Origin of the sequence: Bacillus sp. FJAT-45037 (assembly GCF_002797325.1) — a bacterium.
Lineage (GTDB): Bacteria > Bacillota > Bacilli > Bacillales > Bacillaceae_D > Alkalihalophilus.
The window spans coordinates 3,035,275-3,051,632 of sequence record NZ_KZ454938.1 but is presented as its reverse complement, the minus strand read 5'-3'; the positions used below and the strand labels follow the sequence as shown (position 1 = coordinate 3,051,632).

The window sequence follows — 16,358 nt, the reverse complement described above, 5'->3', positions numbered from 1 at the left end:
TTCCTTTCGCTTCACAGCAGAAAGGCTCACGAAGTCTATGACTTCCTCTGTTAACGCCAGCTACGTCATCCCCTCACAACTATTGCTCGAAGATAATACCTCAAGGACCATTTTCCATGTCAAACTATTACTGGTTCTCAGCTGACCCAGCTCTCTGTGAAATAGTTTCTACATATACTTATCCCATCATCGGATCTATGATATCGGTTGATGTCCTTACATTTATGCCTCAAATCTATCCAAAATATACCGAACCTCATCGCCTGAGTCAAGAGAGATCATAAAGAGTAGCAAAAGGCGTCTTCTGTTTCTTTAGTTTTCCTTTGCCACATAAGCGCTCAAGTTCTTGCTTCCACGTCTGAACATCCCAACTTTTCCCGGCCGCTTTATTTAACATTTGAAGCTCATTCATAATACTCATCTCAGCCAAAGGAAGGAGCGGGGTTACTGCTGACAGAACGGTTTCATCGCTTGCTGCATTCATTTCCTTTAATTCATCAAATGGATTAAGGGTATGCGGACTCGTTGAATGCGCAAAGCGAATACGAACAGCCATCGTCCGTCCAATAATGGCTGATGAGACAAACACATCTCCAGAACGTAAGTAGGGTAGACGCTTGCCTTCATCATGCGTGAGGTCTGTTTCTTCTTTGATCGTCTGGATGTCGGTTCCCCTAACGGTTCGAAACACAAACTTCGAGTTCAGTTGAGCCGTAATCGTTTCATCTAACAAGGTTGGCCGCTGGGTCGCAAAAATAAGAAACACTCCGTATTTACGACCTTCTTGAGCAATTTCTTTTAACACAGATTTTGCCGGGGCATCGTAGCCCTTCGGTGCAAAATTATGAGCCTCGTCTGTTACGACTACAAATGGCGGAAAAAACTCGCCTTGCATCTGTTGAAGTTTCGCATCTTTATAAGTCCGTCTTTTCCCGTACAATGAACCGATCACATAACTAGAGAACACTTGTAATAACCAAACCGCTCCTTGAACGACCACAAGTTGACCTGCATGAATTCCTTGTTCAATCGCTCGAATATTTTGTTGAAATAGCCCTGCATGGTGCAACCGATTTACACGCCACTGTACCCCTTTGACCGACGCTAACGGCAAACTACCAAACTGATCTAGCAACTTTTTAAACGTATTGTATTTTGAAATCTCTTCACGTGACATACCTCCATCATGAAGAAATCCTTCTACTTTTTGTTTTCCAAGCTCTAGAGCTTCAGCCAAATTAGCAACACGATCACTAAACGATTGGTAACTATCTTTACGCTTATGTATCGTTTGGATCACATTGACCATCGATTCACTTAATGAGCCTGCTGCTTGAAGAAGCCTCTCTACATCACGTGTTGATAATGCCGAGAAGTCCACTCCTACATCTCGTCCAATTTGCACGACCGTGTATTTCTCTTTATAGGAAGGAGTCTCCCCGATTCCACTCGCCTGCGCAGAGAAATTCATCTCAAAATGCGGATCGAATACGAGAGTCGGTATCGATAGTTTCATTAACTCCTCCAACATCACCCTCAGTCCAAATGACTTTCCAGATCCCGAACCTCCAAAAACACCGATATGAGGGTATTGCTGCATCGCGCGAATATCAAAAATAAATGGGACACCATTTTGTTCACGTAACACCTCTTGTTCATGGATATGCATAAGGCCATTCAATGAATCAGGCAACGTGGGTGCGATAAAATCAGTTGATTTCACCTCACCTAAAACCATCCCATCTCGCGGGTTGGATTGCACCAGTAAGGACTCAATCTCGTGAAACTCAGGGTGCCTTACACTCGCTCCTGTTTGAATCGGTTGCGTTGCTTCTTCAAATAATCGTACCTTGGCTAAATGAATGTCATCTGCTCCTATATCATAGCCGATATTTTCTAGTGTTTTTAACACTTGGTCATCAACAATCCCTTTATCAAACCCCATAGGAATATAACGATTGTAAGAAAACGTCTCCACGACCTCTCCTTTAGGCTGATGAAGATGATCGTCTTCAATGACAACCATTTCATTCATACGGAATTTATGGATTTTTGATGCAACATACACCTCATGTTGTGTTGTTATACCGACGATTTGCATTCGATTTCCTCCTTAATACGGTCTATCTTGACGTTTTTGAACGAACAAACGCTGCTTAATTTCAGGATCAATATATTGTTCGACTAATGCTTCAACTAGTTTATCGGTCACACGGACATCACGGTCAACATAATCAAGCCAAAGTGGAATGCCTCTTCCTTCTTTCGGCGTTAGCGTATACAAAAGATTGGCCACATGTTCACGTTGATCTCCTTGTTCTACCAACAAATCAAATCCCGTAATCGCTGGTGATGTACTAGGACGCATCCACGTTGATTCGAGACCCGCCTTCTGTTGAATCGAAGGGACATACAAAGTTTCAGCTCGTTCTAGGACACCAAATAAAACATCACGGTCATATGCTTGAGGCTGCCTTCGGTCACTTGAAAAATCTGGTAGTTTAATTAGATTCTCCGTCGTAATCTCCTCTGACACTCCAACAAGTAAGACTTCTCTGTCCACAGCCAACTGTCTAAGAGTCTCCCACTCTTCTGGTGCATCAATACGGTAATGATACAAAGCTCCATCCATCATTAGAAGGCCAAGGTTCCGCTCTTTAATTAGCTGAATGGCGACTTCAAGTTCAAGCTTAGCTAATAAGTGGGAGCGCCAATTCTTCGTTTGTTGCATCTCACCTTCTTCTTTCTCATGTAATAATGGAGCATACACATCCGATGCACGACACTCATAGCCAGTCGTCGTTTTAGCTAATGCTTGAAATAAGTATAACAAATGAGGGGGCTGGCCTTTTGTTTGATTCACAGACCCATCAACAGCAGCCACTTCCCGTCCATTTAACCAATTAGACAATTTTTTTGTCGAATAGAGCTGCATTTGTCGAAACGTCGCTTCAGAATTACGCAACTTTTGTCGAATTCCCTCTTTATCTTTTGTCGAAAATGAATAGAACTTTTTTAGTTCATTTCCTATGTCTTCCAATTTTCTCGCGAGTTCTGGTGAAAGATTCAGCATCCTTTTATTTCCTCCTCTGAAACCATTGATACAGTTGGTTTGTAAGACTGGTTAAAATTAAATAATTATATACTTAAAATCTAAGATAAAATCATTTGACTTGTTTTGGAAAGACTGGTATTCTAATAACAGAGAGAAAAATGTCGAATAATGACAAGAAAATTATAAATGATTCATAGTCTGAGAGGAGACGACTTATAATGAAATCTACAGGTATTGTACGTAAAGTTGATGAACTAGGTCGCGTAGTTATTCCAATTGAATTGCGTCGCACACTTGAAATTGCAGAGAAGGATGCACTTGAGATCTATGTTGATAACGATCGCATCATCCTTAAGAAATACAAAGCAAACATGACTTGCCAAATGACTGGTGAAGTATCTGATGACAACCTTTCAATTAATAATGGAAAAATCATTCTTAGCCCACAAGGTGCTCAAGATATCATCAAAGAATTACAAGATTACGTTGCACGTTCAACACAATCATAATTCGCTTTTATAAAAGACTCTGATTATATCAGAGTCTTTTTTGTATGCTTTCTTATTGATGATAGGCTTGATAGATTTCTCTCTTAGGTACATCACGGTCTTTAGCTGCTTGTTTAATGGCTTCTTTTGATGTCATGCCTAACGTTACATAATGCTCGACATGTTGAACCTCACTAATCTGATCCCACCACATATCTTCCTCTATAACCTCAGTTGCTCCATCAACAACTAAACAAAACTCTCCCTTAATCATGCCTGTTTCACACCACTCTACAGCCTCCTCTAACGTCCCACGTTGATACTCTTCAAATTTCTTCGTTAGCTCACGACAAATACTAACTTTGCGGTTGCCTAATGTAAACAGGAGTGCTTGAATCGTTTCTTTTAGTCGATGTGGTGCCTCATAGAAAATGAGCGTTGCTTTTACAGCTTTTATTTCTTCTAATGCTTCGGTTCGATTCTTCTTCTGGCGCGGCAAAAACCCTACAAAATAAAACTGCTCTGTATCAAGACCTGAAGCCACTAAACTTGTTAATGCTGCATTCGCACCTGGTAACGCAATAACTGGAATCTCTTCTTCGACCGCTAATTTGACAATATCACAACCAGGATCTGAAATGGCGGGCATACCAGCGTCACTAACAAAAGCAATCGATTGCCCTGCTTTCACCTTATCTATTAACCCTACCCCTGCTCTTTCCTTATTGTGTTCATCATACCGCACCAATGGTGTAGTAATCTCAAAGTGGTTGCATAACTTTTTCGTTTGTCTTGTATCTTCTGCTGCAATAAGATCCACTTCTTTTAACATACGAATAGCACGGAAGGTCATATCTTCAAGATTCCCAATTGGCGTTGGCACTAAATAAATCATACCAACTTGTCCCTCTTCTGCATAACTAGCTTGTTGCTTCATTCTTTTCACCCTTTTCTAATACGTAACGTTCCTTCTGTTTACGTGTCAATCTCTTTATAGCATATTCTGCTTGAAGCGCAGCTGTTTTAGTCTCGTAGCGTTCTAGATGCTTAACGACAAATGGGCCTCTACCTCTTGTATATTTGGCTCCTTTTCCTTCTTCATGCATCTTTAATCGCCGATTGAAGTCGTTAGTATAGCCTGTATACCAACTTTGGTCACAGCATTCCAAAATATAAATAAAATGTGTCACTGGCCAATATACACCTCTTCAAATTCATTCGTATACGTTCCATCTTCTTGATAAACAATTAATGGCGGCAAACATGTTAATCCTGAACGACCATCCTTGATTCCCTCTAGCAGAACCATATTAGCCTCTTTTTCTTTTTTCGGGTGAACAAATTGGAGTCGTTTCGGTTCAATACGATATTTTCTCATCAATGACATCATATCAGTTAATCGCTCGGGACGATGAACAAGTGCAACTTTTCCCTTTTGTTTCACGTATTGACTACATGTACGAATCACATCATCAAGTGTACAGTGAATTTCGTGACGAGCAATAGCTAAGTGTATATTTTTATTACGCTCCTCCTTTGTGATCGTCTCAAAGTACGGGGGATTACATGTGACGACATCATAGCCATCTTTATTCACACTATTTGGCATTTTATTAAGATCAGCTTGGATAAATTGAACTTGCTCATGTAGTTGATTCAATTCGGCATTTCGCTTTGCCATATCATATAACCGCTCTTGTAACTCGACACCAGTGATCAACGCTTTTGAACGTGTTGACATTACTAGTGGAATAACACCATTACCTGTACATAAATCAAGCACCGCTCCTTTTTGAATTGGCAAATACACAAAACGAGCCAGTAAAATAGCATCAATTGAAAAAGAAAAAACAGATGGACTTTGAATCACTTTTAATTCGGTTCCCTTGATAAAATCCAATCGCTCATCTTTATATATCTTCTCCAAAAATCCCAACGACCCTTCTATATGTAAAATAAAAGACCTCCCCACTTTAGAGGAAGGCCTTCTTGTAAATCTGAAGATCCACTTACTTTTGATGCAAGAATGACAAACAGAAAAGACAATCATCACCATCAGAACGTATACTGCCATAATGAGTGTTACAAACGTGGAAGCCTTCTTGGTAAAGTCTAGCAAGGTTATCGTACCCTTCACCTACAACTGGCTTTGTCTTTTGTTTAGGAAGTTCCTCTGGCTCACTTTCGGTTTCAAGACGTTTTCGTAAATGGTCATTCTCTATTTGCATGTAGTGGTTCTCTTCTATTAAGTGGGCGAGCTGTTCCTTTAAGCCACGTAGCTCATGGTGAAGCTCTCCAATTCGTTCTTCAATTTGACTTACTTTCTGAAAGATTGCCTTTTTCTCCACACGCCCCACCTCTTTATTCTGTGGTTTCAGTCGCTGTAACTTTATCATTCATGAGCTCATCAATGGTAAACTCTAACACACCATCTCCCTCAAATAAATCGACTTGAACAAGACGCTCAAGCAAATTAAGCCCAACTACTTTACCTTTTCCATGTGGAGTTTTGATATGTTTACCTAAGTCAGGCAGCTCTTTTTTTGCTGACTCGTACATGTCGTTTTCGTACTTTAAGCAACACATTAAACGCCCACATAATCCTGAAATTTTTGCTGGGTTGAGTGAGAGATTCTGGTCTTTAGCCATTTTTATTGAAACCGGCTCAAAATCACCTAAAAATGACGAACAACATAGTACTCGACCACATGGACCAATTCCTCCGAGCATCTTCGCTTCATCTCGGACTCCAATTTGACGCAATTCAATACGTGTTCTAAATACTGCCGCTAAGTCTTTCACTAACTCACGGAAGTCAATTCGACCATCAGCTGTAAAGTAGAACAATACTTTATTGCGATCAAATGTATATTCAACATCAACTAACTTCATATCAAGTTGATGCTCAGTGATTTTTTCTGTACAAACATCAAAAGCCTTTTGAGCTTGTTCGCGGTTTTCTTGGACGGTTAATCGATCTTTTTCTGTTGCGATTCGGATCACTTGCTTTAATGGTAGAACAACGTCTTGTTCTCCTACCGACTTCACTCCGATCACAACTCGCCCGTACTCAACGCCACGTGATGTTTCGACGATGACAGCTTCTCCATTTCCAAGCTCTAAGCTACCTGGGGAGAAGTAATAGATTTTGCCCGCTTTTTTAAAGCGAACGCCTACGACTTGATGCAACCGTCTATCCCTCCTGTATGCTAAAAAACAGCTTCTCCATGACTAGCTGAGGACTAACATTCGCGCTTAAATGGCGCTTTGCTTCGAGTACAAAAGACATATTTTGACTCGTTCTCTCCTGTGAGCTAGAGAAGGCCTGCTGCTCTAGCAACGTCTGTTGATCAACAAAAACCAATTGATCGGTTTTGCCAACCTGTGTATATAAAAGGTCTCTCAACCATAAGAGTATCATATCCAAACCAAGTTTAAGCTCACGACGTTCTTTAAACGTATTCAGCCATTTATCCTGAATCGTAAAGTAAACTTGATGAGGTCTTTGATAAAGCTCTTCATTTAATTGTATCACTACGCTTCGTGCTTGTGCAATCCAATCTGAGTCTAATAACACATTTGCTTCATCATCACTTGAAGTTAATCCAGCAATTATCGCACTTAACGTCTTTGACACGCCTCTACTTTCTAATCGTGCTCTGAATTGTTCCGGCGGTAATGGCGAAAAACTTAATTGCTGACTACGTGATTGAATCGTCGGTAAAACTCTATTTGCTTGCTCGGTCATTAGAATAGCCAGTGTCGGAGCGGTTGGTTCTTCTAAGAATTTCAACAAACTATTAGCAGCACTTGCTGTCATTTTATCAGCATTCGAAACAAGGTATACCTTTTTTCCGGACTCTACTCCGCGAAACGTAAATTCTTTTTGTAAATGCTCGACTTGATGTTTCTTGATCGATAATCCATCTGGCTCTATACTATGAACGTCTGGGTGATTGCCATGATTGATTCGCTTACAATCTACACATACCTGACAAGGCTCGGCTCCTTCTCTCTGTTTACATAGAAAGCTTTTTGCAACTTGCAAAGCCACGCGCTTTTTTCCCGTCCCTTTGCTTCCTTCAAATAAATAAGCATGGGCTAAGCGGTCTTTTGTTAAACTTTTTGATAAAAGTTGTACGACTCTAGGTTGACTCTCTTTTAACTGATTCCAAGATTCCATATCAATTAATCACCTTTAAAATTGTTCAAACTGTTCTACTGGTACAACAAAAACCGTTGCCCCACCCACCTGTACTTCAACAGGATAAGGCACATAGGAGTCAGCGTTGCCACCCATTGGAGAGATTGGAGCAACTAGTTGGTTGCGACTTTGGCAGTTCTCTTTAATAATTTGTTTCACTTCATCTATATGTTCGTCTTCCGTACCAATTAAAAATGTTGTGTTTCCTGCTTTTAAAAATCCCCCCGTACTCGAAAGTTTGGTTGCTCTATAATTCGCCTTAACTAAACCATCTGACAGACGATTACTATCTTTATCTTGTATTACAGCAATAACTAATTTCAATAGACCCACCCCTTTATGCTTAAATCATTATGCCAAGTACTTATTAATGACACGCATCGTATCTTCATACACCGCATCAACTTCTTGTTCTGCATTTATAATAGCTACACGCTCTCGATATTTGCTAATTACTTTCTTATAGCCCTCTTGGACTTTTTTGTGAAAATCAAACACCTCTTGGTCTAGTCGATTAATTTCACGCTCTTTATTTTGCTCAATCCGAGCAAGCCCAACTTCAGGATTAATATCGAAATAGAGCGTCAGATTGGGATAATGTCCTTCAATAGCGAACTCATTAATCTTTAAAACATCCTCAAATCCAATTCCTCTCGCATGACCTTGATAAGCTAAACTGCTATCAATAAACCGATCGCACAGGACGACTTTCCCTTCTTTTAAGGCAGGGATAATTTTTTCAACAAGATGTTGCCTTCTAGCTGCTGCATACAGCAAAGCCTCGGTCCTTGCGTCCATCTCGGTATGTTCAATATCTAAAATTACTTCTCGAATGCGTTCAGCAATACGAATTCCGCCTGGTTCTCTCGTTCGCATCACAGGAATCCCCTGATTACGCATAGTTTGTTCGATTTTATCCACTACGGTGGTTTTCCCTGCTCCTTCGCCACCTTCAACGGTAATAAATAATCCATCCTTCATTGTTCTTCCTCCAAATCTATAACCATCCATCCATCTTTGACAGGGTTTAACCCTTGAAAGGTAGCCCCTGCTTCATGAAGCTGATTGACCTCTGTAATTACTTGATGGTCAATAACCTCACCTGGATACACAACTGGAACGCCTGGTGGGTAAGGAATAATCGCTTCTGCCGCAATAAAACCTTCCGCTTCATCACTAGCTACATTTATTTTCTTTGATTTCCTTATTTGCGTTGAGCCTACGTGAAGTTTTGCAACCTTTTTCCCATCTTTAAGTGAAATGATGTCTCGTTTGATCACTTCATATGGGTGCAAGACGCTCCTGACTTTCTTTACAACTTCATCCCTGTTCCAATGAGTACCGAGGCCAAAGACGAGTAAGATATGATGCTCATCCGCTAATTCCACATCAAGTCCTACACTAAAAAATAACTTCTGCAAATCAAATCCTGACAACTGAGTTCTTGACTTTATTGTAACCTTTAAAGGATCAAATGAATAGGGAGAGCCTACTCTTTCAACAACGTTTAATTGTGGAATAGTAGCTAATTCGTGAGTCAACGCTTGAACTCCTGCTATAATTCTATCAATTTCGTCTTGTGTGATATCTGCGGCAAATGCCCTCGCCCCATCAAGAGAAGCCATGATTAAATAAGAGGGGCTACTTGATTGCAGCATCGTTAACGACCTTCTAATACCCTTGATTTGCGCTTTAGCTAGTTGAGGATGAAAGTGTAAAAAAGATCCCATGGTAAGGGCAGGAAGCATTTTGTGAGCGGACTGGACAACGACGTCTGCTCCTAGCTGCAAAGCCGAGGGTGGAAAAGGCTTTCCTAACACAAAGTGAGCCCCATGCGCTTCATCTACACAAACAAGAACTCCAGCTATATGAGCAACCTCAATTATTGCTTTAAGTTCTATAGTTACACCATAATAATTAGGACATGTTAAAAATAACACCTTTGCTTTTGGGTATTCTTCTAATGCTTGTTTTACCGTTTCTACTGAAGGTCCTAGGGCATGCCCAGTCACTTCTTCATATTCAGGAGCTAAAAAAATAGGTTCTACTTGGAATAATTCTATTGCGTTCAACATTGATTTGTGACTATTTCGCTGCATGAGAACTTGATCATTTGCCTCACATAATCCGTGAACCATAGCTAAATTACCAACTGTTGAACCACCTACTAAAAAAGCAGTCTCCACTGCCCCATATAATTTTGCGGCAGCTTGTTCAGCTTTAAGGATTGCTCCAGTAGCTTCATGAAGATCATCAAGTCCATCGAGCTCTGTTACATCATAAGGATAAATCGACTGAAATGGTTCTATATGAGCTTCTTGTACTATTTTCCCACTCTTATGTCCTGGTACATGAAAAGAGGATGGAGAGCGATTTCTGTGATTTTTTAAAGCATCAATGAGTGGTGTTTTAATTCCTTTATGATTCATTCTCTGCACCCCTTTCTTCTATTATAAAAGATCTTATTCCTTTATGTCAGTTGGTCTCATTAAATGTATTCAAATAAAAAACTGCCTTCAATCAATAGGATCACTTATACAATACACATTAAAGCTGTGTAGAAGTGAAAACCAAGATTAAAGCCAGCCTATAAAGACATATTCTTATTTTTTAGTTGGGAGTATATATCTTAGTCGATCGATTTTTGTTTCATACTCTATATCTTGACAATCAGTTGTAATAATCTCTCTTTCACACCCTTGGCAAATAAACGTACTAAATAATCGTATGCCCTCATGTCGTATCCGTTGACAACAAACACAATTTTCCCCAAGCCGTACATGAATGACCCTAGTTTTTTTCACCTGTATCACCTCTAGTCTCATTGTCGGCATCGCTTCTCTCATTTATACTCTCAAAAACACTCGCAATCCGTCGAACTTCCACTTTCTTTAGCCTATTCATCCTATGAATAAAAAGTGCCTATCCCGAGAAAAATGATAAACTATTCCCTACAGTTTATAAAGAAAAAAAAGAAGATGGGGCAAAAACATTTCAACTTATCGAATTCCGAACATTACGGTTACAGTTTTTGAAACTTACCAACCGATTCAACAAAAACTCTATTATATCAACCAACGAATTGTTTATTATCTTGTTTATTCATTTTACAAACAAAAAAGCATCCCATAAATGGAATGCTTTTTAAATGCTTGGCAACGTCCTACTCTCACAGGGGGAAGCCCCCAACTACCATCGGCGCAAAAGAGCTTAACGCCCGTGTTCGGCATGGGAACGGGTGTGACCTCTTTGCTATCGCCACCAAACTTATCACTTCAGATGATCGGCAGATTTCTTCGTCAGCTTCCTTGTTCCTATCCTCCCGTATGCTTGATACGCTCCGGGTAGGACCTACGTTGCTTCCTCGAACTCTTTGATCCTCTTCGTGAATCATATAAAATTGCGAGTTGTTCTCTCAAAACTAGATCATGCCCACAGGACGTGGGTACCAGGCGTTGCGACAGGACGTCGCGAACTTAGCGTGGTTTCGTAAACATGTGTCAAGAATAATTTTGGATAAGTCCTCGACCGATTAGTATCTGTCAGCTCCACGTGTCACCACGCTTCCACACCAGACCTATCAACCTCATCATCTCTAAGGGGTCTTACTGGATTAACTCCATGGGAAATCTCATCTCGAGGGGGGCTTCATGCTTAGATGCTTTCAGCACTTATCCCGTCCACACGTAGCTACCCAGCGATGCTCCTGGCGGAACAACTGGTACACCAGCGGTGTGTCCATCCCGGTCCTCTCGTACTAAGGACAGCTCCTCTCAAATTTCCTGCGCCCGCGACGGATAGGGACCGAACTGTCTCACGACGTTCTGATCCCAGCTCGCGTACCGCTTTAATGGGCGAACAGCCCAACCCTTGGGACCTACTTCAGCCCCAGGATGCGATGAGCCGACATCGAGGTGCCAAACCTCCCCGTCGATGTGGACTCTTGGGGGAGATAAGCCTGTTATCCCCAGGGTAGCTTTTATCCGTTGAGCGATGGCCCTTCCAGGCGGAACCACCGGATCACTAAGCCCGACTTTCGTCCCTGCTCGACTTGTAGGTCTCGCAGTCAAGCTCCCTTATGCCTTTGCACTCTTCGACTGATTTCCAACCATTCTGAGGGAACCTTTGGGCGCCTCCGTTACTGTTTAGGAGGCGACCGCCCCAGTCAAACTGACCACCTGACACTGTCCCTGAACCGGATGACGGTCCGAGGTTAGAATGTCAGCACAGTCAGGGTAGTATCCCACCGACGCCTCCGTCGAAGCTGGCGCTCCGACTTCAAAGGCTCCTACCTATCCTGTACAAGCTGTACCAACATCCAATATCAAGCTACAGTAAAGCTCCATGGGGTCTTTCCGTCCTGTCGCGGGTAACCTGCATCGTCACAGGTACTATAATTTCACCGGGTCTCTCGTTGAGACAGTATCCAAATCGTTACACCATTCGTGCGGGTCGGAACTTACCCGACAAGGAATTTCGCTACCTTAGGACCGTTATAGTTACGGCCGCCGTTTACTGGGGCTTCAATTCAGAGCTTCTCCCAAAGGATAACCCCTCCTCTTAACCTTCCAGCACCGGGCAGGTGTCAGCCCCTATACTTCGCCTTGCGGCTTCGCAGAGACCTGTGGTTTTGCTAAACAGTCGCTTGGATCTATTCACTGCGGCTCTCTCGGGCATACACCCTAATAGAACACCCCTTCTCCCGAAGTTACGGGGTCATTTTGCCGAGTTCCTTAACGAGAGTTCTCCCGAGCGTCTTAGAATTCTCTTCTCGCCTACCTGTGTCGGTTTGCGGTACGGGTACCTCTCACCTCGCTAGAGGCTTTTCTAGGCAGTGTAGGATCAGGAACTTCGGTACTAAATTTCCCTCGCCATCCCAACTCAGCCTTCGCGAGAAGCGGATTTGCCTACTTCTCAGCCTAATTGCTTGGACGCGCATATCCATCCGCGCGCTTACCCTACCTTACTGCGTCCCCCCATTACTCAAACGGTGAGGAGGTGGTACAGGAATTTCAACCTGTTGTCCATCGCCTACGCTTTTCAGCCGCGGCTTAGGTCCCGACTTACCCTGAGCGGACGAGCCTTCCTCAGGAAACCTTGGGCTTTCGACGGAGGGGATTCTCACCCCTCTTTTCGCTACTCATACCGGCATTCTCACTGCTAAGCGCTCCACCAGTCCTTACGATCTGACTTCGCTGCACTTAGAACGCTCCCCTACCACTGACACCAACGGTGTCAATCCATAGCTTCGGTGATACGTTTAGCCCCGGTACATTTCGGCGCAGAGTCACTCGACCAGTGAGCTATTACGCACTCTTTAAATGGTGGCTGCTTCTAAGCCAACATCCAGGTTGTCTGGGCAACTCCACATCCTTTTCCACTTAACGTATACTTGGGGACCTTAGCTGATGGTCTGGGCTGTTTCCCTCTTGACTACGGATCTGAGCACTCGCAGTCTGACTCCCGAGTAAAAGTTTTTGGCATTCGGAGTTTGACTGAATTCGGTAATCCTGTGGGGACCCCTAGTCCAATCAGTGCTCTACCTCCAAAACTCTCAGCCTCGAGGCTAGCCCTAAAGCTATTTCGGGGAGAACCAGCTATTTCCGAGTTCGATTGGCATTTCATCCCTACCCACACCTCATCCCCGCATTTTTCAACATGCGTGGGTTCGAGCCTCCATTCAGTGTTACCTGAACTTCACCCTGGACATGGGTAGATCACACGGTTTCGGGTCTACGACGTCGTACTTCATCGCCCTATTCAGACTCGCGTTCGCTACGGCTCCGCCTTATCAGCTTAACCTTGCACGACATCGTAACTCGCCGGTTCATTCTACAAAAGGCACGCTGTCACCCGTTAATGGGCGCCAACTAGTTGTAGGCACACGGTTTCAGGATCTGTTTCACTCCCCTTCCGGGGTGCTTTTCACCGTTCCCTCACGGTACTGGTTCACTATCGGTCACTAGGGAGTATTTAGCCTTGGGAGATGGTCCTCCCGGATTCCGACGGGGTGTCACGTGTCCCGCCGTACTCAGGATCCACTCAGGAGAAAATAGAATTTCGACTACAGGGCTGTTACCTTGTACCGCGGACCTTTCCAGATCGCTTCGCCTATCCTATTTCTTTGTAACTCCGTATTGAGTGTCCTACAACCCCAAGAGGCAAGCCTCTTGGTTTGGGCTGTTACCGTTTCGCTCGCCGCTACTCAGGTAATCGCATTTGCTTTCTCTTCCTCTGGGTACTTAGATGTTTCAGTTCCCCAGGTCTGCCTCCTCATGCCCTATGTATTCAGGCATGGGTACTATTCCATTACGAATAGTGGGTTCCCCCATTCGGATACCCTCGGATCAACGTTTACTTACAACTTCCCGAGGCATTTCGCTGTTCGTCGCGTCCTTCTTCGGCTCCTAGTGCCAAGGCATTCACCGTGCGCCCTTTCTAACTTAACCAAAAAAAAATTAAAAAAGGTTGTTGAATTCTTGACAATCTCGTTCAATCTTTCGATGAACAATCATGTTTACATTTCATTATCTAGTTTTCAAAGAACAATGCTTACAGGATGTAAGTACCAGGCGTTGCAACAGGACGTTGCGAACTTAGCGTGGTTCCTTATTCCCTTAGCTTATGTTGAGAGTTTTGTGTTCTCTCAAAACTGAACAAAAGATCCAAAGCGCATATGACCCAAGGTCATACATCGACTAGAGTTAAAATACTCCATAGAAAGGAGGTGATCCAGCCGCACCTTCCGATACGGCTACCTTGTTACGACTTCACCCCAATCATCTGTCCCACCTTAGGCGGCTGGCTCCATAAAGGTTACCCCACCGACTTCGGGTGTTACAAACTCTCGTGGTGTGACGGGCGGTGTGTACAAGGCCCGGGAACGTATTCACCGCGGCATGCTGATCCGCGATTACTAGCAATTCCGGCTTCATGTAGGCGAGTTGCAGCCTACAATCCGAACTGAGAATGGCTTTATGGGATTCGCTCAACCTCGCGGTTTTGCAGCCCTTTGTACCATCCATTGTAGCACGTGTGTAGCCCAGGTCATAAGGGGCATGATGATTTGACGTCGTCCCCACCTTCCTCCGGTTTGTCACCGGCAGTCACCTTAGAGTGCCCAACTGAATGCTGGCAACTAAGATCAAGGGTTGCGCTCGTTGCGGGACTTAACCCAACATCTCACGACACGAGCTGACGACAACCATGCACCACCTGTCACTTTGTCCCCCGAAGGGGAAAGCCCTATCTCTAGGGTGGTCAAAGGATGTCAAGACCTGGTAAGGTTCTTCGCGTTGCTTCGAATTAAACCACATGCTCCACTGCTTGTGCGGGCCCCCGTCAATTCCTTTGAGTTTCAACCTTGCGGTCGTACTCCCCAGGCGGAGTGCTTAATGTGTTAACTTCGGCACTAAGGGCATCGAAACCCCTAACACCTAGCACTCATCGTTTACGGCGTGGACTACCAGGGTATCTAATCCTGTTTGCTCCCCACGCTTTCGCGCCTCAGCGTCAGTTACAGACCAGAGAGTCGCCTTCGCCACTGGTGTTCCTCCACATATCTACGCATTTCACCGCTACACGTGGAATTCCACTCTCCTCTTCTGTACTCAAGTCTCCCAGTTTCCAATGACCCTCCACGGTTGAGCCGTGGGCTTTCACATCAGACTTAAAAGACCGCCTGCGCGCGCTTTACGCCCAATAATTCCGGACAACGCTTGCCACCTACGTATTACCGCGGCTGCTGGCACGTAGTTAGCCGTGGCTTTCTGGTTAGGTACCGTCAAGGTGCCGCCTTATTCAAACGGCACTTGTTCTTCCCTAACAACAGAGCTTTACGATCCGAAAACCTTCATCACTCACGCGGCGTTGCTCCGTCAGACTTTCGTCCATTGCGGAAGATTCCCTACTGCTGCCTCCCGTAGGAGTCTGGGCCGTGTCTCAGTCCCAGTGTGGCCGATCACCCTCTCAGGTCGGCTACGCATCGTCGCCTTGGTAAGCCATTACCTTACCAACTAGCTAATGCGCCGCGGGCCCATCTATAAGTGATAGCCGAAGCCATCTTTTACCTTTCCTCCATGTGGAGAAAAGGATTACCCGGTATTAGCCCCGGTTTCCCGGAGTTATCCCAATCTTATAGGTAGGTTGCCCACGTGTTACTCACCCGTCCGCCGCTAATCAATGGGAGCAAGCTCCCATTGATCCGCTCGACTTGCATGTATTAGGCACGCCGCCAGCGTTCGTCCTGAGCCAGGATCAAACTCTCCATAAAAGTGTTTGATTGCTCAAAATAAAACATTGACGAGATATCATGTATCTCATTTTTTTCGCTTGGCTTTTGTTCAGTTTTCAAAGAACGTTTGTTTGTTCTGTCGTTGTTAGCGACATTATTAACTTAATATTATCTTAACATTCCATTAACATTATGTCAATAATTTTCATTAAGATGTTTTCCGCCTATCAGCAGCGCGTGTTGCGTTGTTGTCTCAGCGACATGTAATAATATAACACGGTTTAAGTAAAGTATGCAATAGTTTTTCAGAAAAAAGTTTTACTCCTATTATACGATTCTCATTTACACTAGTTTATAAACAAAGCAAAGCGAGAACTC

The 16,358-nt window shown here is 43.6% G+C and carries 13 protein-coding genes, 3 rRNA genes and 1 other annotated feature (1 of these 17 running past the window's edge); of the genes, 1 reads left to right on the top strand and 15 read right to left on the bottom strand.

Features of this window, described 5'->3' with window-relative positions; all coding sequences use genetic code 11:
- Nucleotides 1-199: a binding site (T-box leader), on the bottom strand (it extends 40 nt beyond the left edge of the window).
- Between the two features lie 69 nt (nt 200-268).
- A complete protein-coding gene (locus tag CDZ88_RS15395; RefSeq protein WP_100374368.1) occupies nt 269-2,101 on the bottom strand; it encodes an ATP-binding protein in 1,833 nt (610 codons plus the stop codon).
- Between the two features lie 12 nt (nt 2,102-2,113).
- Nucleotides 2,114-3,073: a DNA double-strand break repair nuclease NurA gene (locus tag CDZ88_RS15390; protein WP_100374367.1), complete on the bottom strand. Its 960-nt coding sequence runs from the start codon at nt 3,071-3,073 to the stop codon at nt 2,114-2,116.
- A 200-nt stretch (nt 3,074-3,273) separates the two neighbouring features.
- On the opposite strand from CDZ88_RS15390, the gene CDZ88_RS15385 reads away from it, so the two are divergent.
- Nucleotides 3,274-3,564 (top strand): AbrB/MazE/SpoVT family DNA-binding domain-containing protein, encoded by a 291-nt coding sequence (locus CDZ88_RS15385; RefSeq protein ID WP_100374366.1) that lies wholly within the window; start codon nt 3,274-3,276, stop codon nt 3,562-3,564.
- Between the two features lie 52 nt (nt 3,565-3,616).
- Here CDZ88_RS15385 and rsmI read toward each other — a convergent pair whose 3' ends face one another.
- The 13 genes from rsmI to CDZ88_RS15320 form a co-directional block, all read right to left on the bottom strand.
- A complete protein-coding gene (gene rsmI / locus CDZ88_RS15380) occupies nt 3,617-4,480 on the bottom strand; it encodes a 16S rRNA (cytidine(1402)-2'-O)-methyltransferase (protein WP_100374365.1) in 864 nt (287 codons plus the stop codon).
- On the bottom strand, nt 4,464-4,733 hold the full coding sequence (locus CDZ88_RS15375; protein WP_100374364.1) for a GIY-YIG nuclease family protein: 270 nt from the start codon (nt 4,731-4,733) through the stop codon (nt 4,464-4,466). The genes rsmI and CDZ88_RS15375 overlap by 17 nt, the downstream gene beginning before the upstream one ends.
- Nucleotides 4,730-5,470: a tRNA1(Val) (adenine(37)-N6)-methyltransferase gene (locus CDZ88_RS15370; protein WP_100374727.1), complete on the bottom strand. Its 741-nt coding sequence runs from the start codon at nt 5,468-5,470 to the stop codon at nt 4,730-4,732. Before CDZ88_RS15370 ends, CDZ88_RS15375 begins: the two co-directional genes overlap by 4 nt.
- Nucleotides 5,471-5,552: 82 nt before the next feature.
- Nucleotides 5,553-5,891 carry a DNA replication initiation control protein YabA gene (gene yabA / locus CDZ88_RS15365; protein WP_100374363.1) on the bottom strand — a complete coding sequence of 113 codons (339 nt, stop codon included), beginning with the start codon at nt 5,889-5,891 and terminating at the stop codon, nt 5,553-5,555.
- Between the two features lie 13 nt (nt 5,892-5,904).
- Nucleotides 5,905-6,732, bottom strand: coding sequence for a PSP1 domain-containing protein (locus tag CDZ88_RS15360; protein WP_100374362.1), 828 nt, complete (start codon nt 6,730-6,732; stop codon nt 5,905-5,907).
- A 4-nt stretch (nt 6,733-6,736) separates the two neighbouring features.
- Nucleotides 6,737-7,726, bottom strand: coding sequence for a DNA polymerase III subunit delta' (holB, locus tag CDZ88_RS15355; protein ID WP_100374361.1), 990 nt, complete (start codon nt 7,724-7,726; stop codon nt 6,737-6,739).
- A gap of 15 nt (nt 7,727-7,741) precedes the next feature.
- Complete coding sequence (locus CDZ88_RS15350; RefSeq protein ID WP_100374360.1) at nt 7,742-8,071, bottom strand: cyclic-di-AMP receptor; 330 nt, start codon at nt 8,069-8,071, stop codon at nt 7,742-7,744.
- Nucleotides 8,072-8,098: 27 nt separating this feature from the next.
- Complete coding sequence (gene tmk / locus CDZ88_RS15345) at nt 8,099-8,728, bottom strand: dTMP kinase (RefSeq protein ID WP_100374359.1); 630 nt, start codon at nt 8,726-8,728, stop codon at nt 8,099-8,101.
- Nucleotides 8,725-10,176: an aminotransferase class I/II-fold pyridoxal phosphate-dependent enzyme gene (locus CDZ88_RS15340; protein ID WP_100374358.1), complete on the bottom strand. Its 1,452-nt coding sequence runs from the start codon at nt 10,174-10,176 to the stop codon at nt 8,725-8,727. Before CDZ88_RS15340 ends, tmk begins: the two co-directional genes overlap by 4 nt.
- A gap of 174 nt (nt 10,177-10,350) precedes the next feature.
- Nucleotides 10,351-10,572, bottom strand: a complete 222-nt coding sequence (locus CDZ88_RS15335; RefSeq protein WP_232718759.1) for a sigma factor G inhibitor Gin — start codon at nt 10,570-10,572, stop codon at nt 10,351-10,353.
- Nucleotides 10,573-10,897: 325 nt separating this feature from the next.
- Nucleotides 10,898-11,013 (bottom strand): 5S ribosomal RNA (rrf, locus tag CDZ88_RS15330).
- A gap of 246 nt (nt 11,014-11,259) precedes the next feature.
- Nucleotides 11,260-14,196 (bottom strand): 23S ribosomal RNA (locus CDZ88_RS15325).
- 271 nt (nt 14,197-14,467) lie between these two features.
- Nucleotides 14,468-16,019, bottom strand: a 16S ribosomal RNA gene (locus tag CDZ88_RS15320).
- The 16S, 23S and 5S rRNA genes sit together here, the layout of an rRNA operon.
- Between the last annotated feature and the right edge of the window lie 339 nt (nt 16,020-16,358).

Excerpts from the sequence above, each read along its gene's own strand:
- tmk (WP_100374359.1), bottom strand. The coding sequence starts at position 8,728 with ATGAAGGATGGATTATTTATTACCGTTGAAGGTGGCGAAGGAGCAGGG.
- rsmI (WP_100374365.1), bottom strand. The coding sequence starts at position 4,480 with ATGAAGCAACAAGCTAGTTATGCAGAAGAGGGACAAGTTGGTATGATT.
- CDZ88_RS15390 (WP_100374367.1), bottom strand. The coding sequence starts at position 3,073 with ATGCTGAATCTTTCACCAGAACTCGCGAGAAAATTGGAAGACATAGGA.
- CDZ88_RS15340 (WP_100374358.1), bottom strand. The coding sequence starts at position 10,176 with ATGAATCATAAAGGAATTAAAACACCACTCATTGATGCTTTAAAAAAT.
- CDZ88_RS15335 (WP_232718759.1), bottom strand. The coding sequence starts at position 10,572 with ATGAGACTAGAGGTGATACAGGTGAAAAAAACTAGGGTCATTCATGTA.
- CDZ88_RS15385 (WP_100374366.1), top strand. The coding sequence starts at position 3,274 with ATGAAATCTACAGGTATTGTACGTAAAGTTGATGAACTAGGTCGCGTA.
- CDZ88_RS15395 (WP_100374368.1), bottom strand. The coding sequence starts at position 2,101 with ATGCAAATCGTCGGTATAACAACACAACATGAGGTGTATGTTGCATCA.
- holB (WP_100374361.1), bottom strand. The coding sequence starts at position 7,726 with ATGGAATCTTGGAATCAGTTAAAAGAGAGTCAACCTAGAGTCGTACAA.